The sequence below is a fragment of the Pedobacter sp. SL55 genome (assembly GCF_026625705.1).
GTDB lineage: Bacteria > Bacteroidota > Bacteroidia > Sphingobacteriales > Sphingobacteriaceae > Pedobacter.
In genome coordinates this window covers 700,421-725,663 of sequence record NZ_CP113059.1, presented here as the reverse complement: position 1 = coordinate 725,663, position 25,243 = coordinate 700,421, and the positions used below count along the sequence as shown (strand labels likewise).

The following is a 25,243-nucleotide window of genomic DNA, read 5'->3' as shown; positions in this document are numbered from 1 at the left end:
AGCCGTTCGCTACAGTTTCGCCGCTTAGACTAATACCTGATCCCTAACACCTAGTACCTGCTTACTCTATCTCTTTCTTCTTCTGGTGTTCTTCCCAGCGTTTTGCGAAAGATTTCTCTGCTACTTCTGGCATTTCACGGTATTTGCCCCAGCCTTTTTTAAAGAATGTTTTAAGGAAGAAGTTCTTCATTTTTCCACCAAAGAAATCCATCAATGAGCGTTTTTTCATTCCTTTTTTCCAAAGGTTCCAGCCCATGTTTTCTTTAGCGGTATTTTCGTTGGCTACAGCCGCATCTCTACGGTTTAGTAACAGCATTTTATGAATGTCGATTTTAACCGGGCAAACTTCCGAACATTTTCCGCACAAGCTCGAGGCGTAGCTTAAATGTTTAAATTCTTGCATGCCTTTAAAGTGAGGCGTAATGATGGAGCCAATTGGCCCGCTGTACGTGGTGTTGTAAGTGTGGCCTCCAATGTTTTTATAAACTGGGCAAGCATTTAAACAAGCGCCACAACGAATGCAATATAAAGCCTGGCGTTGATCTTTTTGAGCTAGCAAATTCGTACGTCCATTGTCTAGCAATATCACATACATTTCTTCTGGCCCGTCTGTTTCATGTGCTTTGCGTGGTCCACTCAAAATGGTATTGTAAACCGTTAAATTCTGTCCCGTACCGTGGCTAGACAACAAAGGCCAAAATAAATCTAAGTCTGCAATAGACGGAACTAATTTCTCTATACCAACCACCGCAATATGGATTTTAGGAAAAGTGGTGGTTAACCTCGCATTGCCCTCATTTTCTGTCAATGCAATACTTCCGCTATCTGCAATTAAAAAGTTGCCGCCAGTAATGCCAATATCTGCTTTTAGGTATTTATCACGCAGTAATTCACGAGCTTTTTGGGTCAATTGCTCGGGAGTGGCGTCTATTGGGGTACCGAATTTCTCATTAAAAAGCTTGGCGATATCTTCCTTGCTCAAGTGCATGGCTGGCGTAACAATATGATAAGGCGCTTGGCCCAACAACTGTACAATGTATTCGCCCAGATCGCTCTCTAAAGATTCGATATTGTTTTTATCTAAAAACTCATTCAAATGAATTTCTTCGGTAGTCATTGATTTAGACTTGATGACCGACTTGCCTCCGTTTCTTTGAATAATTTGCAGGATTTCTTTTTGAGCCTCTTCGGCATCATTTGCCCAAATTACTTTACCGCCACGTTTCTGGAAATTAGATTCAAACTCTGGCAACAGCTTGTCCAGATTTTCCATCACACGCCATTTAATAACGTGTGCTTTGCGTTTAGATGCTTCCAGATTTTCAAATTTAGACAAACCACGAGACACCGCTGTATCATACTTACCAATATTGTAATTGATGGTATTGCGATGCGGCATATCGAAAGCCTTTTGGTCGGCTTTGGCTAAAAAATCTTCGGCAATGGTCATAGCTGTCAAATATAGGTAAATAGGCTAGGGCTTTAAAATTTAACGGCCAGATGTTGATATAATTACATTGATATCCACATCTGGCCGTTAATGATGACTAATCTTTGATTAATTTTTATTGATTAACCAGTTTTTAAATCCTTCGAATGCTACATCTAATTCATCAGCTTGTTTGGCTCTACCTTCCAATTCTTTTACCGAAGCGGGGATTTCAATTTTAGCAGCTAACTCGGCAGGGAAAATATCGGGGAATTTACAAGCGTGGGCAGTAGATAAAAATACAGCAGCTCCATCGTAACCAGTTTCGTTTCTGTATTTTTCTACTGCTAAATAAGCAATTGCCGTATGCGGACAAGCGATGTAATCGTATTTTGTATCAATTGCTTTAATGGCAGCTAAAGTTTCTTCATCAGTGAAACGAGCAGCACTTACTACTTTTTTCAAAGCATCTGCATCATCAGCAAACAAATCCATGATACGCACCCAGTTGCTAGGAGCGCCAACATCCATCGCGTTAGCATAAGTTTGTACAGATGGTTTGGTTTCATAAACACCAGTCTCCAAGAAACGAGGAACGGTATCATTCACATTCGTAGCAGCGATAAACTGTTTCACTGGTAAACCCATTTTATAAGCTAATAAACCAGCGCCAATGTTTCCCAAATTCCCGCTAGGTACAGAAAATACCACCTCCTTAAAACCTTTTCTTTTCAATTGCACATAAGCATTAAAATAATAGAAAGTCTGCGGAATTAAACGAGAAATATTGATAGAATTGGCCGAAGTTAAACGGAATTTTTTGTTCAGTTCTTCATCAGCGAATGCTTGTTTTACCAAAGCTTGGCAATCATCAAAAGTGCCGTCTATTTCAATGGCTCTAATGTTTTGCCCTAAGGTGGTTAATTGTTGCTCTTGTATTGGGCTTACTTTTCCCTTTGGATAAAGTATGGTTACTCTTGTATTCGCTACGCCTAAAAACCCTAAAGCTACAGCACCGCCAGTATCGCCCGATGTAGCTACCAAAACATCCAGTAATTGTTCGCCATCTTTAAGGTAATAACCCATTACGCGACTCATGAAACGGGCACCAAAATCTTTAAAAGCTAACGATGGTCCGTGAAAAAGCTCTAAAACAAAAGTGTTCTCGTTTAAAGGAACTGTAGGCGCATCAAAATTAGCCGCTTCCTCTACCAAAGCTTTCAAATCGTTGGCAGGTATTTCGTCTTTCAGCAAAGCTGATGCTACTTCGTAAGCAATTTCTGTAAGCGAATATTGCTCAATGTTATCGATAAATGCAGCAGGTAATTGAGGAATTACCTCGGGCATGTATAAACCTTTGTCTAAAGGCATGCTATTAAAAACAGCCTCTTTAAAGGAAACACGTAAATCTTTATTGTTGGTTGAGTAGAATTGCATTGGGTTTTGGGTTTTGGGTTACGAGTTGTGTGTTGCGAGTTGCAGGTTTAGACATCTAGACCCATAACATTCAACTCGTAACTCGTAACAATTTTACAACGTTCTCGGTCCTTCTGTATTTACTTCAGAAACGTAAGCTTGACTATTAATATTAATTTGATGCAGGTGCATTTGTTGTGCTTTTGTAATTTTCTTGGCACTTTCTTCATCCTTAGTTAAGGCAAAAACAGATGGGCCAGAGCCAGAAATCCCGAAGCCAACAGCACCGTTCTCCATCGCTAGTTTGCGTAGCACCTCAAAATCTGGGATAAGGATAGAACGCGTTGGCTCGACTAAAACATCTTTCATGCTGCGGCCAACTAAATCCATATCGTTTAAGAACAAGCCACTTACCAAGCCAGCTACATTTCCCCATTGGGTAACGGCATCTTTTAAGGCCACCTTAGCACGGATCATTTGGCGGGCATCTTTGGTAGGTACATCTACTTCTGGATAAACAATTGCCGCAAACATGCCATCGGGAACTGGAAGAGAAATTACATCTAAAGGTTCGTAACTGCGTACTAATACAAAGCCACCCATAATTGCTGGCGCTACATTATCCGCATGACCATAACCACAAGCAATTTCTTCCCCTTTCATGGCAAAAGGAACCAGTTCTTTAGCGGTTAGTAGGTTGCCCATCAATTGATTGATGGCATACAAACCTGCAACGGTACTTGCCGAACTAGAACCCAAACCGCTGCCAATTGGCATTTTTTTGTGCAGTTCAATTTCTACACCTACATCCTCACGGTTGATGTGACTTAAATAGTGCTTAACTGAAGCGCTCACGGTATTTTTATCGCTGTTTAGCGGAAGTTTGCCATCATCGCCAGTGATTTTTAATAGGCGAACACCAGGTTCTTCCACCAAACGCATCACTGCCTCGTCGCCTGGAGCATTTACCGCAAAGCCAAGTACATCGAAGCCGCATACCACGTTGGCTACCGTTGCAGGGGCGAAAACTTTGATTTCTTTTAAATCCACTTTCTGTTTTTTAGGTTCCACAAGTGTATCTGTATTATTTGACATTTTGTTTCTTTTAATAGTCTTGTCGTCATTGCGAGCCTGCGAAGCAATCCTAAAGCATCTTGTTAAACGTTGAAGAGATTGCTTCGTGCCTCGCAATGACGGGTTAGTTAAGGAGTAGCCACATTAATAATATCTGCAAACACACCTGCTGCGGTAACTTCGGCACCAGCACCTGGGCCTTTTACTACCATTGGGCGAAATTTATATCTATCGGTTACGAAAGAAATAATGTTGTCGGCTCCAGAAAGTGCATAGAAAGGATGGTCTTCGCCAACCATTTGTAAGCTGATTTCTACCTTGCCATTTTCTAATTTGCCAATGTAACGCAATACTTTTTTCTCGCTTTCAGCCGTATTTTTTAGGTTTTCGAAATAGGCACTGTTGTTTTTAAGTTCTTGATAAAACTCTTCTACCGTTGCTGCTTTTAAGCAAGCTTCGGGCAAAATGTTATCTATTTTTACATCACTTGATTCTAAAGGATAGCCTGCATCCCTAGCTAAAATCAGCATTTTGCGCATAAAGTCCATGCCGTTGAGGTCGTCACGTGGATCTGGTTCTGTGTAGCCTAAATCTTGTGCTTCTTTTACAATGTCGTAAAATTCCTTGTCGCCTTTAAAGCTGTTGAAGATAAACGAGATTGTTCCCGATAAAATCGCTTCGATTCTATCGATTCGGTCTCCGCTCATCATCAGGTTTTTCAATGTGCCAATAATAGGCAAACCTGCACCCACGTTGGTTTCGTAATAAAAATCTACACCGTGTTTACTGGCCGTATCCTTAAATAATTTGTATTGGGCAAACTCTGCCGAGTTACCTTTTTTATTACAGGCAACAATAGAAACGCTGCTTTCGAAAACTTGCTTATAAAATGGAATTGGAGCTTCACTAGCGGTATTGTCCACAAATACACTATTCGCCAAGTTTAACGATTGCATCTTGCCTACAAAATCCGAAAGGTTTGCTTGTTCGCCGTTTGCTTCTAAAGTATTTTCCCAGTTATCTAAATCAATTCCGTTGGCATCAAAAACCATTTTGCGGGTATTGGCAATACCTACAACTTTTACTTGCAAATCGTTTTTCTCTGCTAAAAATTGGCTTTGCTCTTTAATCTGTTTAAACATCGTTTTACCGATATTTCCAGTTCCTAAGCAATAAACATTTAGGGTGCGTTTCAAATCGGTGTAGAAAGCATCGTGTACTGCATTGAGAGATTTTGCCAAATCATCTTTGCCGATGATTACCGAAATGTTATATTCTGAAGAACCCTGCGCAATGGCTCTAACATTAACACCGTTTCTCCCTAAAGCATTGAACAAACGGCCGCTCATGCCAGGTGTACGTTTCATGTTTTCGCCAACGATGGCCAGTACCGCAAGTTCGCCTTCAACTTCTGGATAAGCTAATTTGCCTGCAGCTAGCTCTAATTCAAACTCTTTGTTGATGATGGTTACCGCTCTAGCGGCGTCTGCAGGATTTACCGCAAAAGTAATGCTATGTTCAGAAGAGGATTGCGTAATTAAAATTACGTTGATTTGTTCTCTGGATAGTAGAGAGAACAAACGGCCACTAAAACCAGCTTTACCTACCATACCACTACCGCTCAAGTTAATGATGCTGATTTGGTTGATAGAAGAAATGCCTTTAATTGGTAAATCGGAAGGTTTGATGTTGCTACGGATGAAAGTTCCAGCAAATTCTGGCTCGAAAGTGTTTTTAATGACCAAGGGGATTTTTTTTGCAAAAGCCGGAACCATGGTTGGTGGATAAATCACTTTAGCCCCAAAATAACTCAATTCCATTGCCTCAATGTAACTCAGTTCATCTAATGAAAAAGCTTTTTTAACGATGCGTGGATCGGCAGTCATCATGCCATTTACGTCTGTCCAAATTTCAATCTCCGAAACATCTAAAGCGGCACCCCAAATGGCTGCGGTATAATCAGAGCCGCCTCTACCAAGTGTAGTAATTTGATTTGCGGCGTTGCTGGCGATGAAACCCGTAACGAACAAAACTTTGTCGCTGTTTGCTTCGTAAAATTCTTTGATTAGCGTATCCGTCAGTTCAAAATTAACTCGGGCATTTCCAAACTCACTATCGGTTTTAATGAGTTTAGAGCCATCCACATACAATGAATTGTCGAAATACTGTGTAGCAATGTGCGCTACCATACTATTTGAGCACCTTTCGCCAAAACTAACAATAAAATCTCTAGTGCGTAAGCTGAGTTCTTGCAAACTAGAAACTGCTTGCAAAGCATCTTCCAGCTCGTTAAAATGAATTTTAAGCTTGGTTAAAATAGGGTTTTGAGCTGCTGCTGGCAATAATGTTTTTACTACATCGAAGTGTTTTTGCTCAATGCTTTTCAGTTGGTCTTGATAGCTTTCTCCTTTTTCGGCTAGCTCCGCCATTTCTAGAAGAAGATTGGTTACACCGCTCATCGCCGATAATACAACCACCGGATTTGCGTTCTTTCTTTCTTCTTGCACTAGCTTAAGAAGGGTTTTAATGTTTTCGGTGGTACCTACGGATGTACCGCCAAATTTGAGGACTTTCATCGTTTTATTTATTTGTTTTTAATGGTAATGAAGCTGTCTTGATTATGCTCTGATTTGATTTTGTCAATCAAGACGGTTTCATCTATTTATTTTTTATTAGGTTTTAACGTTTTAAAAAAAAAAGCGTCCCGATTTTTATCGGGACGCTTTTTGTGTTTTTATGTTTTTCTCAATGTTACACAAGGTTGCTCCCGATAGCTTTGCCGCCGGTAATAATAATTGTGGTAATAATTGAAGAGTTAAAAATCATTTTCTGTTAGTGTTTTATTTACACTTCAAAAGAGCGTAATAATTTTGATATATGCAAATGTTTCTGTTGAAATTTTTAATTTTTTCTATAAAGATTTATGAAGTTGGTTGATTTGGTGTTTTTATTTTGCAAAATTTTCAAAATGTAGGTATGGGTTATATTGTTTTTTCAAAACAGATGCTGTTTGCTATGCCAATGTATTGCCCGTAATTTGGAATGACTTCATATCCATTTTTGCTATAAAGCGCTAATGCGTCGGGTTGACGTTTACTTGTTTCTAACACACATTTTTCGTAGCCCATTTCCTTTGCCCATCTTTCAAGTTCTTCTAAAAGAATACTGGCTGCGCCTTGTCCTCTGTTGTTTGGCAAAGTGAACATCCGTTTTACTTCCATTGCAGCTGAAGAAAATTGTTTGATGGCTCCGCAAGCTATTGGTTTATTATTATCGCACACTAAAACTACGTGGTTAATTTGATCAATTTTATTGAATTGTGCGTAAAATGCATCTTCATTGCCATTAACTTTTGATAATTCGGCATTTAAATAGCCTACTAATTTAACGAAATCAGGATCAGTAGAAGTGGTTCTTTTTAGTGAAAAAGTCATGTTTGAAATTTATGATCCAAATATAGCTTTAAAAGGCTTTAAAGATTTAGGCTAAAGCCAACTTAATTTAACTGTAACCGTCGGTTGAAACCGACGGCAATGAAGCATACATTATTTCATAATCTTGATGGCTCTTGTTTGGTTCTAATATGGGCTTGGTTTCATAGCCCTTGGCTTTAGCCAAGGGGCAAAAATGAAATATAAAGGCTTTAGCCAAATAAAAAATTCGGCTTTTTCTTAGTACTTTTGCGCCAAATAAAACCAATGTAACCCTGATTATAACTTATTATAAAAATGAAGAATACCGCGTTAACACAAAAACATATCTCACTTGGAGCTAAGATGGTTCCTTTTGCTGGCTACAATATGCCGGTACAATACGAAGGAATTAATGCAGAACATGCTACGGTACGTAATGCAGTAGGTGTTTTCGATGTAAGTCACATGGGCGAATTTATCCTTAAAGGAGAAAATGCTTTAGACTTAATTCAACGGGTAACCAGTAACGATGCTTCAAAGCTTTACGACGGTAAAATTCAGTATTCATGCTTGCCAAACGAAACCGGCGGTATTGTAGATGATTTGCTGGTTTATCGTATCGATGAAAAGTCTTATATGCTGGTGGTTAACGCTTCGAATATCGAAAAGGATTGGAACTGGATCCAAAAGTTCAACGATAAAGATGTAGAGATGCACAACATTTCTGATCAAACTTCTTTATTAGCGGTTCAAGGTCCGAAAGCAGCAGATGCTTTACAATCTTTAACTGATATAGATTTGGCTTCGATGGAATATTATACTTTCAAGAAAGGCAAATTTGCAGGTGTAGATAATGTATTGGTTTCTGCTACAGGTTACACTGGCGCTGGTGGTTTCGAGGTTTATTTCGAAAACCAATATGCTGATCAAATTTGGGATGCCATTTTTAAAGCCGGCGCAGAGTTTGGCATCAAGCCAATTGGTTTAGGTGCTCGTGATACCTTGCGTTTAGAAATGGGTTTCTGTTTATATGGAAATGACATTGACGATACTACTTCTCCAATTGAAGCTGGTTTAGGTTGGGTAACTAAATTCACTAAAGAATTTACCAATTCGGCAGCTTTATTAGCACAAAAAGAAGCTGGTGTTACCCGTAAATTGGTAGGTTTCGAAATGGTTGATAGAGGCATTCCTCGTCACGATTACATTGTAGTTGATACTGACGGAAATCAGATCGGTAAAGTGACTTCTGGTACGCAATCTCCATCACTGCAAAAAGCCATTGGTATGGCTTACGTGGCTAAAGAATTTGCTAAAGAAGGTACAGAAATCTTCATCGACATAAGAAATAACAAAGTAAAAGCTAAGATAGTAAAGTTCCCTTTTTTGAAAAAATAAGGTTACGAGTTACGGGTTTTGAGTTGCGAGGCTAAGCTTCATATCTCATAACCTGTAACTCATAACTCATAACCCACTCCGATGCCTAAAATAGAAGTTTGTTTAACGCCCGCTCTGTTAGATTTATATGCTATCGAAAATAGTATAGTTGTTGTGATTGATATTTTGAGAGCAACTTCTTCTATCACTTACGGTATCGAAAATGGTGCAGAGGCCATTATTCCGGTAATGAACGTGGAAGATTGTTTGAACTATGCTGATAAAGGCTATTTGCTAGCTGCAGAGCGTAATGGAGAAGTGGTGGAAGGTTACGATTTCGGTAATTCGCCTTTTTCTTATACCGCCGAAAAAGTAGCGGGTAAAACCATTGTGTTAACTACCACAAATGGCACTAAAGCTATGCACTTGGCTCAAGAAAGAGCACATCAGGTAATTGTAGGCTCATTTCTTAATCTTAGCTCAGTTTGCGATTATTTGAAGAAACAAGATAAAGATGTACTCTTACTTTGTGCAGGCTGGAAAGATAACTTCAATTTAGAAGATACTTTGTTTGCAGGTGCCGTAGTTGAACAACTACAAAATGATTTTACCGTAGGCGATGATTCTAGCGTAGCTGCTTTAGATATGTATCAATTGGCCAAAGGCGATTTACGCAAATACCTCAAGAAGTCTTCTCACAACCATCGTCTTGTGAAATTGAATATCGAAGAAGATGTGCAGTTTTGTTTAAAAGTTGATGTTTGTACAATTATTCCTGTTTTGGAAGGCGAGTATTTAGTGAAACTGTCTATTTGATTACCATCAACTACTGTCTGTAAAATTTATCCGTTCTCCACTTTATTGGATTTTCTTGGATGTACCTTGCGATGTTCTGATAAGCTCTTTCATTGCGAATAATGTGTTCGTAATAATTTCGGTGCCAGATTTTTTTGTCGAAAGGTTTCCATCCCAAAGTTTTCACACCCTTTATGTAAGAATTTGTGGTCGTCGTTTTAAGCCATTGAACAACGTGGTGTAGGGGCGAACCTCTGTGTTTGCCCTCTGCTTGGCGTTTAATTTGCATATTAGGGTCGGTTGAAGGGTCGACACATAGGTCGACCCGTACGACGCCTGCATTATGCAATCCCATATTTTAAATAATAATGTGTAGATGATTAGGCATAATCACATATTCATCAGTTCGAATGTCAGGAAATTTGTTTTCGAGTTCTTTAATCCACTTGTCAACCATCAGCCCTGCTGCGTTTAGCTTCATTTGTCCGTTAAGCACTTTGCCAAACAAATGAGCCATATTTTGACAACAGATGGTTACAAAATATAATCCTTCTTTTGAGTAATCATACCCTTTCAGTCTGATACTTCGCCTATCAAATTTATTTGGCATAGGTTTTACATTAAGATGTAGTCCTAAAATACCAAATTCAAAAGAAGAATTAAAATCGCTGCTGTTTTTTAATTAACTCCTTAAAGCTCTCGCTATTTTTAATCGTTTTCAAAGCTTCTTCATAAGCCAGCCAATAAATAGTTTCGGCTTTTTTGGTGTCAAAAGTATTGATCTCGCCCATCCCTTTTGGTTCGATCATCAAATCACAAAATTTAGATTTTCGTTCCATGTCATGGTTGATAGACATGATTGCGGCTCGCTGCATTAACCTATGAATGCCTACAATTTTATCTACGGGTTTTAGGTGGTTACAGGTAGAGCCGATAATGTAATCGCAGTTATTTAATAGCGGCTCTGCAGGGAAATTGTTCAAAACACCGCCATCTACATACATCTGCTCATGAATCATGATGGGTTTAAAAACGCCGGGGATACAACAAGAAGCGTGGATGGCTCTAACTAATGGGCCTTTGGTAAAATAGGCTACCTTGCCCTCGCTAAAGTTGGTCGTGCAAATCGTCGTCTGAATTTTTAAATCCTCAATATGTGCAGGCAAGTATTCTTTGAAAATATCGCCAGTTCGTTCGATGTTAATCAAGCCTAAAGAACCCAAAGCCGGACGAACAAATTTCATCAATTTCGTTTTCATGAAAATATTGAAAGCATCTTCTGGGTCTACACCAGCAGCGTAAAAAGAGCCTGCAATAGAGCCAGCACTGGTGCCCACAATCTGATCAATCTTTACACCACTATTTTTTAGGGCTTTTAAAATGCCCAAATGCGCAATCCCTCTTATTCCGCCCCCGCTTAATACGATACCAACTTTCATTGTAATAATTTGATGATTTGTTAATTTAAGAATGTGATGATTTGGAAAGGTTATTGGCTAATTATCATATTTGCCAATTATCTCATCAATTTAGGTTTATACTTCGATTTGGTTAATAATTTCTGCGTATCCGTATCTGCCATGAGCTGTTGCAAGGTAACTTCTGGGTTTTCTTCCATATATTTCCTTACAATTTGCCAGCCGGTCCAAACACCCAGTTTGGGGGGCGATTGTCGGTTTTCGCCCAAGCCAGGTGTAAATGGTCCTTCGCTTAAATACACTTGTATTTTTGGATAGTCTGTTTCATAAAGTAGGTTGCTTTCCAGATAAAATCCCCAAATTTCTGCTTCAAAAGCCTTGCACCAGTCTAGTTGTTTATCGGTATAGCCAATCTTTACGCTATCGGGCATGTTATCTGGCATAATCTGATCCATGAAATACAAAATCTTTCCGTTGTAGATCATTTTGGCCAATAAACTACGGTCTTCGTCGCGTTCTTTAAACAAGTTTTCTCTAATGTAATATTCGCTTACGCGAGGTACAATGTATGCTGGCGTAAATTTTCTGGATAAATATAGTGGTATGCTATTTACCAAGGCACCGTAAAATTTACTGTCTTTACCTAAAAACATATCTAGGCCAATGCCCACATAGTTGTCGCCAATTGGTGTTTGGTAAGAAAATCCTGATAAAAAACCGATAAAACGAGGAATTTGGACTTTTGGGTAGTAATATTTAATGTATTTAAAACTCTGGGTAAGTTCGTTTTCTACCTGCGTTAAGTTCGGGAAAACGCTGTCTACTTCGTGATTAAGATCAGTATAAGCTTTATCATTGTACAAGCCTTGCAAAACTTCTTGGCTGGTGTAGCTATCGTTGCCTACCATTTTAAAGATGAAGTCTTCGTAAAAAGCGCCATATTTTTGGTGTAGCAGACTATCAGTTAATTCGATACTTTTAGCTTTACCTTGATATAAATCTTTGTCGAACCTTTCGATTTTAATGTCTAGTTTGATGTTGCTTACATCTGGCTTTTTACTATCGCTGCACGAAAAAAATAGCACAGCACATAGAAAAAATAGATAACTTTGGCTAAATTTTGAGTTGAGTATCATTGCTAACAAATATATGAAACGAATATGAACTGTCGTTAATATGATGGTTCGATAATATTAAATAGCTGAGCTGATACTTTCGAAATAGTAAAAACATCATAAATACATCCAAAATGAAAAAAACATTATTAGTATTATTTTTATTTATCGCAGTTAATTCATTTGCACAAGATGCATCTCAAGTTAGATTAGGCCTTACTGCCCACCCAACTTTTGGTTTTCTAAAAGTTGAAAATGGTAAAGGCAATGGCCTAAGTACAGGTTTCACTTACGGTTTAATGAGCGATTTTGAATTTGCCGAAAACTACTGTTTTGGTACCGGTTTAACCATTACCAGTATCAACGGAACTGGCTCGTTACTAAACTACCAGCCCTATCATGCTGGGGTAAATGGCGATGCCGCTTATGATGTGAAGTTTAAGATGCAATACCTACAGATTCCATTAACCATAAAACTAAAAACAGATGAAGTAGACGAAATTAAGTGGTTTGGTCAGTTTGGGTTAACTACCGATTTTCGTATTAGTGCCAGGCAAGATGTTGAGCAGAACAACAACCAACTGGCAGATCATGCATCAGCAACTGATCGTACCAAGTTTTTTAGGGCCGGAATGGTTATTGGCGGCGGTGCAGAATACAGGTTAAGTGGCAAAACAAGCCTGGTTGGTGGCCTCACTTATAACAATGGTTTAACTAATATAGCTGCTAAAGGACAAGAAGTTAAAAACCACTACGTAGGATTAAATATTGGCATTTTCTTTTAAGCCCCAATAATTAAGTTTTAATAAAGCAAGTCTCAGCAAGGCTTGTTTTTTATATTTACGGCTCATATAAAATCATGAAAATAGCATTAGCACAACTCAATTACCATATCGGAAATTTTGAAAATAATACGCAAAAAATAATCTCGCATATCAACTTGGCGAAAGCCAAAGGCGCAGATATGGTGGTGTTTGCAGAATTGGCTATTTGCGGTTATCCGCCACGCGATTTTTTGGAGTTCGAAGATTTTATATCGCTCTGCGAAAATGCGGCACAAACCATTGCTAAACACTGTACAGATATTGCCTGCATTGTTGGCTTGCCGATAAAAAATACAGTTTTAGAAGGTAAAGATTTGTTTAATGCCGCTTATTTTATTGCCAATGGAGAAGTAAAACAGGTAATTAAAAAAGCTTTGCTGCCCACTTACGATGTGTTTGATGAATATCGCTATTTCGAACCTAATACCGTTTTCGATTGTGTGGAGTTTAAGGGCAAAAAAATTGCGCTAACCATTTGCGAAGATCTTTGGAACATCAACGATAATCCGTTGTACGTATCTTCTCCAATGGATGAACTGATTAAGCAGCAGCCTGATTTAATGATCAACATTGCTGCTTCACCATTTGATTATGGACATGATGAAGATCGCATTAAGGTGCTATCTGATAATGTCAAGAAATATCAACTGCCTTTATTTTATGTAAACCAAGTAGGTGCGCAAACTGAAATTATTTTTGATGGTGGTTCTTTAGTATTTGATGAAGAAGGTTCGCTAAAGGCAGAAATGAAATGCTACTTTGAGGAAGACTTGCAAGTGTTTGATTTGGATGAAGTACAAAATGTGAAGAACAAATATCCAGCAGCAGAAAGAACATCGGATATAGAGCAAATTCACGATGCACTAGTTTTGGGTATCAAAGATTATTTCGCAAAATCGGGTTTCAAAAAGGCAGTGCTTGGCTTGTCTGGAGGAATTGATTCTGCTGTGGTTTGTGCTTTGGCGTGTAAGGCCTTAGGCGCAGAAAATGTAATGGCGGTATTAATGCCCTCTAAGTACTCATCAGATCATTCGGTGCAAGATGCTTTGGATTTAGTGAACAACATTGGCTGTAAACACGAAATTATCCCTATTAAAGAAGCTGCTGATGCTTTCGATAGCATGTTGGCCAAACCATTTGCAGGTTTGCCATTTAACTTGGCCGAAGAGAATATTCAGGCCCGTAGCCGCGGTATTGTGGTAATGGCCATGTCTAACAAATTTGGGTACATTTTGCTGAACACTTCTAACAAAAGTGAGTGTGCAGTTGGTTATGGTACTTTGTATGGCGATATGTGCGGCGCTATTAGTGTTATTGGCGATGTGTACAAAACCCAAGTGTTTAACTTGGCTAAGTACATCAATAAGGATCGAGAAATTATTCCAATCAACACCATCGTTAAACCGCCATCGGCAGAGCTAAGGCCCGACCAAAAAGACTCTGATTCGCTACCAGAGTACGATGTATTAGATGCTATTTTATATCAGCACATTGAGCTTAAAAAAGGTTCGAAAGCCATTATTGCCCAAGGTTTTGATGAAGTTCTAGTAAAACGGATTTTAAGAATGGTAAACTTGGCAGAGTTTAAGCGTTATCAAACGCCACCAATTTTAAGGGTATCGCCTAAGGCTTTTGGTATGGGTAGGCGTATGCCAATTGTGGGCAAATATATGGATTAGGAGACTTACGATTTTAGATTGACGAATTACGATTGAATATTAAACTTACGAAGTTTAACTTTGTATGTTCTTGGTTTTAATGATAAAGTTGAGGGCTTTGCAGTTTCAAAACTTCGTAAGTTTTTTGCATTAGGCAGATGCCTCTTCCTGCTCAGCTTCTTGGTTTTTAATTTTTGCTGCGGTTAAATTCTGTAATAATAACAGTCCTATGCCAACCATAATAGAAACATCGGCCATGTTAAAAATTCCAGTTCTAAACAGCACAAAATCTAGGTGTAAGAAATCGGTTACTGAACCGTAAACAATCCTATCGTAAATGTTGCCAATTCCACCGCCAATTAAAAAGCAAATGCCAACTTGCATTAAGCGTGGCAAGCTTTTATTCGAATACAGAAACCATAAGCCATAGCCTAAAACTAAAATAGGAAGTACAGTTAAAAATGCAATACGAACAATATTGGGTAAGTTGCTACCTGCGCTTAAAAAAGCCCCTGTATTTTCTACTAGTGTTAATGTAAAACGATCTTTGATTACTGAAATTTGTTCATAAGGAGCAATGTTTTTTCTTGCAATTACTTTAGAGAACTGGTCGCAAACTAAATTTAAAGCTATAATAAGTAGCAGGAATACGAATTTTATGGGGGTTTTAAGCATAGATTATAGTTTAATCGTTCAAATTGGTTAACTGAAAAATATTTTCAAGCATTTTACAACTATTTAATTAACCACTTTTTTATTAGGATAAATAAAGCTGCTATTGCGGCGAAGCCAACGCAAAATTTAGCAATTAAATCGCCATAGTTTACATAAGGCGTAATTTCGTCATTCAAATTAATATCCGCTTTTAAAGCGGTGCGTGTCCACCATTTACTTTGCTGTACCACATCTCCACGTTGATTAATAAAACCCGAAATTCCCGTATTTGCCGAACGAACTACATATCTTCTGGTTTCTATAGCACGTAGTTTGGCATACATTAAGTGTTGATCTTTGCCAGAAGTATTTCCCCACCAGCCATCGTTGGTAATTACCGCAATAAATTGTGCGCCTTGTTTCACTGAGCCTGCTACCCAATCTCCCCAAATAGATTCGTAACAAATGGTAGGCGCAACTCCAATGCCACTTTGAGCATAGAAAACGCCAGGTTCGTCTTGCCAGCCCCAGCCAGATACACTACCGCCTAGTTTGCTAAATACCGGTGCAAGAAATGAAAATACTTTAGGGAAAGGCATTTTCTCTACACCAGGTACCAACTTCGATTTGTGGTAAAAAGCTACGCTTGCCGAATTTTCTACCTGCATAGCTGCATTGTAATTGTCGTAAAAACCTCCGTTCGGATTTTCTTTGGCCGATAGAGTTTTCTTATCATTATAGAAACGAACGCTTTCTATTCCTGTGATCAGCGTACCATTTTTATATTTAGACAAAAATTGTTGTGCTTGCAAATAATCAGGATTACTTCTAATTCGGTCTTCATCCGCATAATTAGGGATAGCTGTTTCTGGCCAAATAAAGTATTCGGTATTAGTTTGCGCTATAGAATCTGAAAGTTTGGTTAAAATACTTAGCTGTTCGTGTGCTGATGCACTTTCATATTTCTCATACGGATCGATATTGGGCTGTACCGTAACTACATTTACAGGAACACTTTTTTCTTTGTGGTTTTTATATTGGTAAACAGAAAATCCGATAGGTAAAAGGACGGTTAAAGGCCAAATTCCAGCTAGCCTATACTGCTTTTGATGTTTAATTTGCTGGTAAGCTTCAAAAGCTAAAATATTGCTCAATAAAATCCATAATGAACCACCGTAAACGCCAGTAAATTCATACCATTGCACAATCTGGTGCATTCCGGCAAAGCCATTTCCCAAAGTCATCCAAGGGAAAGCCAAATCCCAAGTTTGGTGCAAATATTCCATGCTGATGTAAAAGGCAATTAGCGCTGTGTAGCCTGCCCATTTATTTTTTGTGTAAGTGCTTAATCGGTAATACATCCAAAAAGCAAAAGTCATTAACAATGCGCCCAAGCCATAAGGAATAAGTGACACCAATAATGAAATGATAGTGCCAATGAAACCCGTATTTACCGCATTTATCGAATTAAAAACCCAATAAATAGAAGCGGTGTTCCAAACTAAGAAAGTTAAACCTGCGGTAAGGAATACTTTCTTTCCTGTTTTTTTATCTGATGTTTTTACGATTTGTTGTAAAGCAATTAGTAAGGGCACTAAACCGATAAAAAGTAATGGTGCAAACCAAGTATGAGGTGGCCACGCCAACCACATGATGAAAGCACTAAGGAGCGATAAGAGGGTAGTTTTTTTTGTCATTTCTAGGCTTTCGTCATTGCGAGGCACGAAGCAATCTTAAAGCGTTTAGCTAAAGTAGTAGGATTGCTTCGTGCCTCGCAATGACGATATGGATTTACATACTATCTAAAATTGCAGCTTTTTTGTGTTCATACTCTTCACGGGTAATCAACTGCTTATCGTATAAAGTTTTTAGTTTGATCAGTTTTTGCTCAATTTCATCTTCTTTGTTTACCTCTGCAACAGGTGCAATTTCTGGAATAATCACTGCTTCCTCAATTGGTAAGTCAATTACTTGCGGAGTAGAAGGTGCAGGAATGTTAAACGTAGATGCCGTTGCTCTGTTTTCTTCCAACTTTTGTTGTCTCAATAATTCTTTATACTCCTCTAGCTGTTGGTTGGCTGCTTGGTGCAGTTTACGCACCTGTGTTTTAGGAATAAAATCAGTAACAATGTTTTCTCCCGATTGTGGTACGCAAATAAATTTAGAACCTAACAAACCTTCCTTAAAAGAAACTTCTTTAATGTTTTTCCAAGAAATATCCTTAAAGTTCATGGTTAAGCCTAAGTTGCTAGGCGAGCAATAAAAAATTCTTTTGTTGCTAATGGCAATGCAATCTGGCAACAAGTTTACCGCAGGTTTTTTTTGCACGGCTAGGTATAAAATTTCTTCGCCACTGGTTAATAAATCGTTTAATTTGCCAGCTACTTTTTCTACGGCTTTCGGGTCTTGCTCGTCGGCCAAAAATCTATCTATGTTAATCATGGTTTTCTTTTTATTATTCTAATGCTAGTTAAGCGTTTCGTCATGCTGAATTTATTTCAGCATCAGTTTTGCAAGTTTAGTAATTTGTATAGCCGATCCTGAAATAAATTCAGGATGACGTACTATTTAGGTTAATGGTTCCTCGCCTAATTTGTAAAACAAATCTTCCCAATCAGGATTAAAATTATTGATTAGATTTATTTTCCATTGTCTTTTCCAGTTTTTAAGTTGCTTCTCTTTAACTATGGCTTCTTCAATATTCATAAAATGTTCAAAATAAACCAATTTATAACAGTTGTATTTTGAAGTAAACGAATTTGGATAATATTTTGCTTTATGCTCTACAATCCTTGAAAACAAATTGGAAGTTACTCCGATGTAAAATACATTATTATAGTAGTTTGTTAAAATATAAACACTTCCACCTCTTACCATTTTTATTCTTTCCGTCATGCTGAATTTATTTCAGCATCATTTTTGTAAGTTTATTATATCTATTTAGCTGATCCTAAAATAAATTCGGGATGACGACCTACTTCGCTGGTCATCTAACTTTCCATATTTATCTTTATTCTTTGCTCTTTTATCTTTGTTCTTAGCGCTCTCCTCATTTCCGCCAACACAAATTACGAATTCTCCTTTTAAAATATTGTTTTCGAAATGTGATTTTACTTCTATAACTGTGCCACGAACATTTTCTTCGTACATTTTGCTTAATTCTCTGCTTACGCAAACCCGCCTGTCCTCGCCAAAAAACTCGGCAAACTCTGTTAATGTTTTCAATAATCGGTGCGGACTTTCGTAAAAAATCATTGTTCTTTCTTCCTCGGCCAGTTGTTTCATTCGTGTTTGGCGACCTTTCTTCACAGGCAGAAATCCTTCAAAAACAAACTGATCGTTAGGTAAGCCAGAGTTGACCAAGGCAGGTACAAAAGCGGTAGCACCAGGCAAGCAAGTAATTTCAATTTCATGTTTAATCGCCTCACGAACCAAGAAAAAACCTGGGTCAGAAATAGCTGGCGTGCCTGCGTCAGAAATTAAGGCAATGTTTTGTCCTTCCTTTAAAAACTTGATGATTTCGGCTGTTGCCTTGTGTTCATTGTGTTGATGATGCGCAAAAACCCTTTTATCAATACCAAAATGCTTCAACAAAGGCGCACTAGTACGTGTATCTTCTGCCAAAATCAAATCTACCTCTTTTAAAATACGGATAGCCCTAAAAGTCATATCTTCTAAGTTGCCGATAGGTGTAGGTACAATGTAAAGTTTTCCTTGCATGCTTTGAGGTTTAAGGTATAGGGTTTAAGGTTTTGGTACAAGCGCTAAGTTTTTCCTTATGCCTTTCCGCCTTTTACCTTTCGCCTTTAAAAACTATCTTTGTCAAAAATTATAAATAATGCTGCAAGTTAACTATATCCGTGAAAATAGAGAGAAAGTTTTAGAGCGATTGAGCGTTCGTAACTTTAAACAGGTAGAATTGGTAGATGAAATCATCGCTGTAGATGAAGAACGTCGCTCTACACAATCCTCTTTGGATAATTTGCAAGCAGAAGCAAATGCTGCGGCCAAACAAATTGGCGAGCTGATGCGCAGTGGCAAAAAAGAAGAGGCCGAATCTATCAAGGCTAATACTGCAGCTCACAAAGAAAAAATCAAAGCCCAAAATGAGCAGTTAACTGCTTTAGAGGAAAAGCAACAAACCTTAATTGTGCAGTTGCCAAATTTGCCATATCACTTGGTAAAAACAGGCAGCACAGCTGATGATAATGAGATTGTTTTAACACATGGCGAGCCATCGGCTTTGCCAGAAAATGCCTTGCCACATTGGGAATTAGCTGCAAAATACGATATCATAGACTTTGAATTAGGAACGAAAATTACTGGTGCTGGTTTCCCTGTTTACAAAGGAAAAGGAGCGAGGTTACAACGTGCTTTAATCAATTTCTTTTTAGACCACGCTACTGCTGCGGGTTATAAAGAAATGCAAGTGCCACATTTGGTAAATGCTGCATCGGGTTTTGGCACGGGGCAGTTGCCAGATAAAGAAGGCCAAATGTACCATTCTACTGTAGACGATTTGTACTTGATCCCGACGGCAGAAGTACCAGTTACCAACTTGTACAGAGATGTGATTTTAAAGGAAGAAGATCTTCCAATTAAGAATACGGCGTATACACCTTGTTTCCGCAGAGAGGCTGGTTCTTATGGCGCTCACGTACGTGGTTTAAACCGTTTACATCAGTTTGATAAGGTAGAAGTAGTGCAAATTACTCATCCAGAGAAGTCTTACGAAACTTTGGAAGACATGAGCCAATATGTACAATCGTTGTTGCAAGAGCTAGAGTTGCATTACCGTGTATTGCGTTTATGTGGTGGCGATATGGGCTTTACTTCAGCCATGACTTACGATATGGAAGTTTGGAGTGCTGCGCAACAACGTTGGTTAGAAGTTTCGTCTGTATCGAACTTCGAAACCTACCAAAGTAACCGTTTAAAGTTAAGATTTAAAGGTAAGGAGGGTAAAACCCAATTAGCGCATACCTTAAATGGAAGCGCACTGGCGTTACCTCGTATTGTGGCTTCTATCCTAGAGAATTATCAAACAGATAAAGGAATTAAAATTCCAGAAGCCTTGATAAAATATACAGGTTTCGATATGATTGATTAGAAATAGCGCTAACAATCTTTAAAAAAAAATGCCAGAGACTTTTCGTTTCTGGCATTTTTTGTTTTATAAACTTGGCTTATAAAATAAGTATCAATAATAAGATGATAATAATGATGGCTCCAACCGAAAGATAAACGCCTCCGCTCATCGAATTGGCCTTTTTCTTCATCTCCCTTAGCTCTTTACGCAGTTCTTTTTTCTCTTCTCTGGTTAGCTTAGATTTATCCATGGCTTTTATTTCATCAACCCTAGATATAATTCTATTTAGCTCTACACGTTGCTCAGCAGTGAGCTCGGTTTTTGGCTTGTCGCTTGCGGCAACGGCGAAATTGAGGTTAAAGGTTAGTGTAACCAATAACAGTAAAGGATAGATAATTTTTTTCATCTTTTTAAATTTTAGTTGTTATCGTATTCGTTGAGGTTTTTAAAGCTCAATTTCTATAACAACAATTGTAAAATATTGTTCTATCCTTAACAAAAAGAAATTTGATTTAAAGAATAATGATCAATAACAATAAGATGATGATGATAGCGCCTAAAGAAAGGGTTACGTTTTGATTTAAAAAATCAGCACGCTTTTTCAGTTCCTTTACTTCTTTCCTTAAAGCTTTTCTTTCCGTTTTGGTAAGTGTAGATCTATCCATTGATCTAATTTCTTCCACTCGTTTGGTAATGCTTTGTAATTCTACTTTCTGTTCTGCTGTAAGTTCTGTTTTAGGCTTGTCGTTAATTGCAGATTTGGCATTAACAGTAGTAGAAAGCGTAAAAACTAAGATTAAGGAGTAAAGTAATTTTTTCATTTTTTAATTATTGCTTTTAGCGGTTACAAAATCTTTAAGGCTTCGCATTGCGCTAGTTATAAAATAAAAGAACCTACCAACAATACGCTGATAGGTTCGCAAAATTATTAAAATAAATTATTTAATCTCGAAAACGGTATTAACCGTGAAGCTCAATTTTATCTTTTTTAAAGTCAATTTCTGGCGCTTGGCTTGCATCCATTGCCATTTCTGCTTTCATTGCGTAGTTTCTGTATTGTGGCACCATCATACCGCCATTGTTATCGCCAAGGTCTTGTATGTCTAATACGCTACCTAATTTATCGCCCAAAGCCTCTACCATATAAGTAGCTTTCTCTTTAGCTGCCAATAAAGCTTTTACTTTTAGTTCTTTTTTCAGTATTTCAAGTTTGCTATGGTCGTAGCCATCAATATTGGTGCTTAAAATTCCTTTGGCATCAATACCTTCTAAAATCAAGTTAAATTTGTTTAAATCGCTAACTTTTAAACGGTATTGTTTGCTGGCTAAAAAGTCTGGGTCTTTTTTCTTAGTGGTGGTGTAATTCCAGCTGCTTAAGTTATTAATGGTTAAATTTTCTTTAGCTATGCCTGCTTTTTGTACGGCATTAAATAACTGTGTTTCTAAAGTAGTGATATCTACTTTTTTCTTACTGTTGCCATCTTTTAAATATTCTTTTAGGGAAATATTGATATAAATGATGTCAGGTGTAATTTCGGTTTCGGCAGTGCCGCTAACCGTAATTTTTTTCTTAAATCTACTTGTTGTGCCGAGGCATTTAAACTAGCTAATGTGGTAAGCGCTACAAGCGCAATTGTGAATAATCGTTTCATCTTGTGTGTTTTTATGTGTGTTTATAAATCAGATGTGAATATCCACACAAATCCATAAACAATTTTCATGCGATAAGCAAAAATTGCGCCAACCATCAAGTAATGAATGATTTATTTTTTTATTTTGAAAAGCAATTGCAATGCTACAGGGGTAGTTTGGACGTACTGCTGCAATCTTTTTTTGTTTTTTTCATTTCTAACGCCTGTGAGAAATCTAAGGATAAATACACCTATCCAACAGATTTAGCATTGCTTCCTTTCAGTGCGCCTCGTTCTTGGTACAAATGGGCATACCAAAACGTATTGACGCTGCTACCGATAGCTATCGGTACAGGGTTTGATCAATCAAGGCGGAATACAAAGCTTAGTGATCTTTGCGTAGTTCTTACTTTATTTGCGTCAAAAACAGCCGCAAAGGTGTGTGTTTTCGCTAAGAACGGGAAGAATTTAGGGTGACAATAAGTAAAACGAAAAATATATCCCTTCAAGCGAGTCAATTAAGCAAAGACATTGCTGCTATTATAGAAAAGAAAGAAATTTCTATCGTAAAAAGATCTGAAATAAACTCAATGCAACCTTTGAATTTATTTCAGTATATCTGAAGTTTATTTGACAGTAGAAACTCTAACCGCAGTTGGTCCTTTTTGACCTTTTTCAACCTCGAAAGTAACTTTATCGCCTTCTTTGATTTGGGTTTTTAAACCGTTAACGTGTACAAAAACACTTTCTTGAGTTTCGCTATTTCTAATGAAACCATAGCCTTTAGATTCGTTAAAAAAAGTAACAGTACCTTTTTTAACTGGGTCTTCATCAATCAAATCTTCTTGTCTGGCAGTAGAGATTTGGATATCTTCTGTATTGATTACTTTTTTCTTTCTGTTCGGATCTGGTGGAGTAGAAGTGATGTTTCCGTTTTCATCTACATAAGCCATCATGTCTTCTAGTGACATGCTTTTTTTATTAGCTTGGCGTTCTTCACGCTTTTCTTGTTTGTCGTTTCTCTTTTTTAATCGTTTTTTCTCGTTTTCTTTTTTACTAAAAGTTGCTTGAGATTTAGCCATATTTAATTATTTCGTTTTATATCCAGATAGGCACGTTGGATAGTTATTGGCATTATTGCCTTTAATGAGCGTAATTGGTAATTTTAAATCTTAAGACAGTGCCTGAACCAACAATTTACGTTGGGATGTTTTGAAGATATGCAAAGATACGAATAATTGTTGGAAGGTTGAAATGTTGGAAAGTAGTAGGGTTTGATTGGTTAGCTTACTTGCTTAATTTTTTAATTGGAGTAAGTTTTAACTCTCTAAACTCTACCTCACTACCTTCGGCCTGTAAGGCAATTTGTCCTTTGTTTGCTGTACAGTTGTAGCCGTCGTTAACTAAAGTTCCATTTACCCAAACCCTTACTTTATCCTTCAAGCACTCGATACGCATGGTATTCCACTCGCCTAAGGGTTTTTCGGAATCATCGGTTAAATTTTTAATGCGTCTTCCATTTTTTTTATCGATACTCCAATCTGCTTTTGGTCCACGTCTTTCCTCCATGTTAGGCACGGTAATGTCTTCGCCAATACACCAAAAATCGCCAGCATCTTGATGTTGCATTTGTACTTCTAAAGATTTTGGGAACATTTTGTACAAAACTCTGGGCGTAGAAACATGCACCAATACACCACAGTTTCCGGGTTTTCCCGCAAAGCGATATTCTACATCGAGGCGGTAATTTTCATAAACGGCATTGGTAATCAAGTGTCCACGTGGGTCGCCCAAGCTAACTAATTTGCCATCTCTAACTATAAACGAAGCGGCAGTATCTGGGTTTTTATCTTTTCCGGGTACATCTGCATGCCAACCTATTAAATCGTTTCCGTTAAAGAGGTTAATGGATTTTTGGGCAAATACCAAATAGTTTAAACTGATTAACAATAGGAAGATGGAAAGGAGTTTCTTGCTGAACATACGATTTGGTCTTTTATCAAATGTAAGGAAATTATCGTTGTCTTCGTTTCGACCTTTTGGAGAAATCTTTTGGCTAAAATATAATTTATAGGTTAAAGATTTCTCCATTTCGCTGCTTCTTCACTCGAAATGGCGATCATAACGAAACAAAAAACCTCACAGCGACAACTGTGAGGTTTTTATAAAACGGTATAGATTAAATCTAAAATCGTAATTCTACAATCTTCAATTCCTTAGTCTTCTACACTTTCGTTGTTAATGCCAATTTCATCGTTTACCTCTTCCTTAAAATAAGTTTTTTGGAAGATAAGAATGGTAATTACACCTACAGAAATTGCAGCGTCTGCTAGGTTAAATACAGGTCTGAAAAATTCAAATGGCTCGTTTGCCCATATCGGAAACCAACTAGGGAAAGTGCCTTTGATAATTGGGAAATACAACATGTCTACCACACGACCATGAAAAAGAGTAGCGTATTTGTAAATTACACCGTAAAAAACCGAGTCGATAATGTTGCCCAAAGCACCCGCAAATATCAAGGCTACGTTTAAAATTAAGCCACGATGGTATTTGCGCTGGATCATGTAGTGCAGGGCATAACCAATGCCTCCAACTGCCAAAATCCTAAATAACGATAAAGCTAGTTTGCCAAACTCTCCGCCAAACTCTAAGCCAAAGGCCATCCCATTATTTTCTGTAAAGTGAATAATGAACCAATCGCCCAAGATTTTAAATTCTTGGCCTAAGTACATATTGGTTTTGATCCAAGTTTTAGAAACCTGATCTGCCAATAGCACTAAGCATATTAAAAGTAAAGGTTTTGTGTAGCCTTTCATCTATGTTTAATGATGTTTTTGTTATGTCAGATGGAGCCTTTGATGATTAAAATAACCATTGCTTGTTAGCTTAATGATTATTTTAATCACGTTGGGTTCATTAACCTTGTTTCAATTTAGCTTCCATGCTTAAAGTAGCGTGAGGTACCGCACGTAAACGTTCCTTTTGGATCAATTTGCCAGTTTCCCTGCAAATGCCATAAGTTTTATTCTCGATACGCACCAATGCAGCTTCAAGGTTATCTATAAACTTTTTCTGACGGGCTGCCAATTGGTTGGTTTGTTCTTTTTCTAAAGTGGCAGAACCATCTTCTAAAGTTTTATAAGCACCAGAAGTATCTTCTGTACCGTTAGAGTTCGGGTTGCTTAGCGATGCAGTTAAGGCTTGTAATTCTTCCCTTGAGCTTTTTAATTTCTCTTGAATAAGCTCTTTAAATTCTTGTAGTTCGCTATCAGAGTAACGTGTTTTTTCAGTCTTTTCCATCTCTTAATTAATTTAGTGGTATGATGCTATATATGGTTTTACCTGAT

General features: G+C 37.8%; 28 protein-coding genes. 6 read left to right on the top strand and 22 right to left on the bottom strand.

The window, feature by feature from the left end; translation table 11 throughout:
* Positions 1–61: 61 nt before the first annotated feature.
* The 5 genes from OVA16_RS03185 to OVA16_RS03165 form a co-directional block, all read right to left on the bottom strand.
* Positions 62–1,450, bottom strand: a complete 1,389-nt coding sequence (locus OVA16_RS03185) for a LutB/LldF family L-lactate oxidation iron-sulfur protein (RefSeq protein WP_267763476.1) — start codon at positions 1,448–1,450, stop codon at positions 62–64.
* A 108-nt stretch (positions 1,451–1,558) separates the two neighbouring features.
* The gene (gene thrC / locus OVA16_RS03180; RefSeq protein ID WP_267763475.1) at positions 1,559–2,866 is read right to left on the bottom strand and encodes a threonine synthase; all 1,308 of its coding nucleotides are present in this window, start codon (positions 2,864–2,866) and stop codon (positions 1,559–1,561) included.
* A gap of 93 nt (positions 2,867–2,959) precedes the next feature.
* Complete coding sequence (locus OVA16_RS03175) at positions 2,960–3,940, bottom strand: homoserine kinase (RefSeq protein WP_267763474.1); 981 nt, start codon at positions 3,938–3,940, stop codon at positions 2,960–2,962.
* A 107-nt stretch (positions 3,941–4,047) separates the two neighbouring features.
* Positions 4,048–6,495, bottom strand: coding sequence for a bifunctional aspartate kinase/homoserine dehydrogenase I (thrA, locus tag OVA16_RS03170; RefSeq protein WP_267763472.1), 2,448 nt, complete (start codon positions 6,493–6,495; stop codon positions 4,048–4,050).
* A 405-nt stretch (positions 6,496–6,900) separates the two neighbouring features.
* Positions 6,901–7,353, bottom strand: coding sequence for a GNAT family N-acetyltransferase (locus tag OVA16_RS03165; RefSeq protein WP_267763471.1), 453 nt, complete (start codon positions 7,351–7,353; stop codon positions 6,901–6,903).
* Between the two features lie 294 nt (positions 7,354–7,647).
* On the opposite strand from OVA16_RS03165, the gene gcvT reads away from it, so the two are divergent.
* Together gcvT and OVA16_RS03155 are read left to right on the top strand one after the other, a co-directional pair.
* Positions 7,648–8,730, top strand: coding sequence for a glycine cleavage system aminomethyltransferase GcvT (gene gcvT, locus OVA16_RS03160; RefSeq protein WP_267763470.1), 1,083 nt, complete (start codon positions 7,648–7,650; stop codon positions 8,728–8,730).
* A gap of 81 nt (positions 8,731–8,811) precedes the next feature.
* Positions 8,812–9,525 carry a 2-phosphosulfolactate phosphatase gene (locus OVA16_RS03155; protein WP_267763469.1) on the top strand — a complete coding sequence of 238 codons (714 nt, stop codon included), beginning with the start codon at positions 8,812–8,814 and terminating at the stop codon, positions 9,523–9,525.
* Between the two features lie 10 nt (positions 9,526–9,535).
* On the opposite strand, the gene OVA16_RS03150 is transcribed toward OVA16_RS03155, so the two are convergent.
* The 4 genes from OVA16_RS03150 to gldB all read right to left on the bottom strand — a co-directional run bounded on the left by OVA16_RS03150 (position 9,536) and on the right by gldB (position 12,058).
* The gene (locus OVA16_RS03150; protein WP_267763468.1) at positions 9,536–9,793 is read right to left on the bottom strand and encodes a transposase; all 258 of its coding nucleotides are present in this window, start codon (positions 9,791–9,793) and stop codon (positions 9,536–9,538) included.
* Positions 9,794–9,862: 69 nt separating this feature from the next.
* Positions 9,863–10,114 carry a transposase gene (locus tag OVA16_RS03145; RefSeq protein ID WP_267763467.1) on the bottom strand — a complete coding sequence of 84 codons (252 nt, stop codon included), beginning with the start codon at positions 10,112–10,114 and terminating at the stop codon, positions 9,863–9,865.
* A gap of 49 nt (positions 10,115–10,163) precedes the next feature.
* Entirely contained in the window at positions 10,164–10,943 is a 780-nt protein-coding gene (locus OVA16_RS03140) for a patatin-like phospholipase family protein (RefSeq protein WP_267763466.1), read from the bottom strand.
* Between the two features lie 77 nt (positions 10,944–11,020).
* Complete coding sequence (gene gldB, locus OVA16_RS03135) at positions 11,021–12,058, bottom strand: gliding motility lipoprotein GldB (RefSeq protein ID WP_267763465.1); 1,038 nt, start codon at positions 12,056–12,058, stop codon at positions 11,021–11,023.
* A 113-nt stretch (positions 12,059–12,171) separates the two neighbouring features.
* On the opposite strand from gldB, the gene OVA16_RS03130 reads away from it, so the two are divergent.
* Together OVA16_RS03130 and OVA16_RS03125 are read left to right on the top strand one after the other, a co-directional pair.
* Positions 12,172–12,822, top strand: a complete 651-nt coding sequence (locus OVA16_RS03130) for a porin family protein (RefSeq protein ID WP_267763464.1) — start codon at positions 12,172–12,174, stop codon at positions 12,820–12,822.
* Positions 12,823–12,896: 74 nt separating this feature from the next.
* Entirely contained in the window at positions 12,897–14,540 is a 1,644-nt protein-coding gene (locus tag OVA16_RS03125) for an NAD+ synthase (RefSeq protein WP_267763462.1), read from the top strand.
* Between the two features lie 129 nt (positions 14,541–14,669).
* Here OVA16_RS03125 and lspA read toward each other — a convergent pair whose 3' ends face one another.
* The 5 genes from lspA to rsmI form a co-directional block, all read right to left on the bottom strand.
* Positions 14,670–15,194 (bottom strand): signal peptidase II, encoded by a 525-nt coding sequence (lspA, locus tag OVA16_RS03120; protein WP_267763461.1) that lies wholly within the window; start codon positions 15,192–15,194, stop codon positions 14,670–14,672.
* A gap of 59 nt (positions 15,195–15,253) precedes the next feature.
* Positions 15,254–16,870 (bottom strand): apolipoprotein N-acyltransferase, encoded by a 1,617-nt coding sequence (gene lnt / locus OVA16_RS03115; RefSeq protein WP_267763460.1) that lies wholly within the window; start codon positions 16,868–16,870, stop codon positions 15,254–15,256.
* 94 nt (positions 16,871–16,964) lie between these two features.
* The gene (locus OVA16_RS03110) at positions 16,965–17,615 is read right to left on the bottom strand and encodes a PH domain-containing protein (protein ID WP_267763459.1); all 651 of its coding nucleotides are present in this window, start codon (positions 17,613–17,615) and stop codon (positions 16,965–16,967) included.
* A gap of 126 nt (positions 17,616–17,741) precedes the next feature.
* Positions 17,742–18,068, bottom strand: coding sequence for a GIY-YIG nuclease family protein (locus OVA16_RS03105; protein WP_267763458.1), 327 nt, complete (start codon positions 18,066–18,068; stop codon positions 17,742–17,744).
* A 45-nt stretch (positions 18,069–18,113) separates the two neighbouring features.
* Positions 18,114–18,893 (bottom strand): 16S rRNA (cytidine(1402)-2'-O)-methyltransferase, encoded by a 780-nt coding sequence (rsmI, locus tag OVA16_RS03100; RefSeq protein WP_267763457.1) that lies wholly within the window; start codon positions 18,891–18,893, stop codon positions 18,114–18,116.
* A gap of 118 nt (positions 18,894–19,011) precedes the next feature.
* Between rsmI and serS the strand changes: the two genes are divergently transcribed.
* Positions 19,012–20,283, top strand: a complete 1,272-nt coding sequence (serS, locus tag OVA16_RS03095; RefSeq protein ID WP_267763455.1) for a serine--tRNA ligase — start codon at positions 19,012–19,014, stop codon at positions 20,281–20,283.
* Positions 20,284–20,359: 76 nt separating this feature from the next.
* Here the strand turns inward: serS and OVA16_RS03090 are convergent, their stop codons facing one another.
* The 4 genes from OVA16_RS03090 to OVA16_RS19985 all read right to left on the bottom strand — a co-directional run bounded on the left by OVA16_RS03090 (position 20,360) and on the right by OVA16_RS19985 (position 21,914).
* Positions 20,360–20,668, bottom strand: a complete 309-nt coding sequence (locus OVA16_RS03090) for a hypothetical protein (protein WP_267763453.1) — start codon at positions 20,666–20,668, stop codon at positions 20,360–20,362.
* A 106-nt stretch (positions 20,669–20,774) separates the two neighbouring features.
* Positions 20,775–21,083 (bottom strand): hypothetical protein, encoded by a 309-nt coding sequence (locus OVA16_RS03085; RefSeq protein WP_267763452.1) that lies wholly within the window; start codon positions 21,081–21,083, stop codon positions 20,775–20,777.
* Positions 21,084–21,222: 139 nt separating this feature from the next.
* A complete protein-coding gene (locus OVA16_RS03080) occupies positions 21,223–21,768 on the bottom strand; it encodes an SIMPL domain-containing protein (protein ID WP_324288592.1) in 546 nt (181 codons plus the stop codon).
* Complete coding sequence (locus OVA16_RS19985) at positions 21,759–21,914, bottom strand: hypothetical protein (protein WP_324288491.1); 156 nt, start codon at positions 21,912–21,914, stop codon at positions 21,759–21,761. The genes OVA16_RS03080 and OVA16_RS19985 overlap by 10 nt, the downstream gene beginning before the upstream one ends.
* Before the next feature lie 102 nt (positions 21,915–22,016).
* On the opposite strand from OVA16_RS19985, the gene OVA16_RS03075 reads away from it, so the two are divergent.
* Entirely contained in the window at positions 22,017–22,370 is a 354-nt protein-coding gene (locus tag OVA16_RS03075) for a hypothetical protein (protein WP_267763451.1), read from the top strand.
* A gap of 149 nt (positions 22,371–22,519) precedes the next feature.
* On the opposite strand, the gene OVA16_RS19980 is transcribed toward OVA16_RS03075, so the two are convergent.
* The 4 genes from OVA16_RS19980 to OVA16_RS03055 all read right to left on the bottom strand — a co-directional run bounded on the left by OVA16_RS19980 (position 22,520) and on the right by OVA16_RS03055 (position 25,196).
* Positions 22,520–22,975 (bottom strand): cold shock domain-containing protein, encoded by a 456-nt coding sequence (locus OVA16_RS19980; RefSeq protein WP_324288490.1) that lies wholly within the window; start codon positions 22,973–22,975, stop codon positions 22,520–22,522.
* A 205-nt stretch (positions 22,976–23,180) separates the two neighbouring features.
* Positions 23,181–23,984 (bottom strand): 3-keto-disaccharide hydrolase, encoded by an 804-nt coding sequence (locus OVA16_RS03065; RefSeq protein WP_267763450.1) that lies wholly within the window; start codon positions 23,982–23,984, stop codon positions 23,181–23,183.
* Positions 23,985–24,109: 125 nt separating this feature from the next.
* Complete coding sequence (locus OVA16_RS03060) at positions 24,110–24,712, bottom strand: lipoprotein signal peptidase (protein WP_267763449.1); 603 nt, start codon at positions 24,710–24,712, stop codon at positions 24,110–24,112.
* Between the two features lie 100 nt (positions 24,713–24,812).
* Entirely contained in the window at positions 24,813–25,196 is a 384-nt protein-coding gene (locus OVA16_RS03055) for a TraR/DksA family transcriptional regulator (RefSeq protein ID WP_267763448.1), read from the bottom strand.
* Between the last annotated feature and the right edge of the window lie 47 nt (positions 25,197–25,243).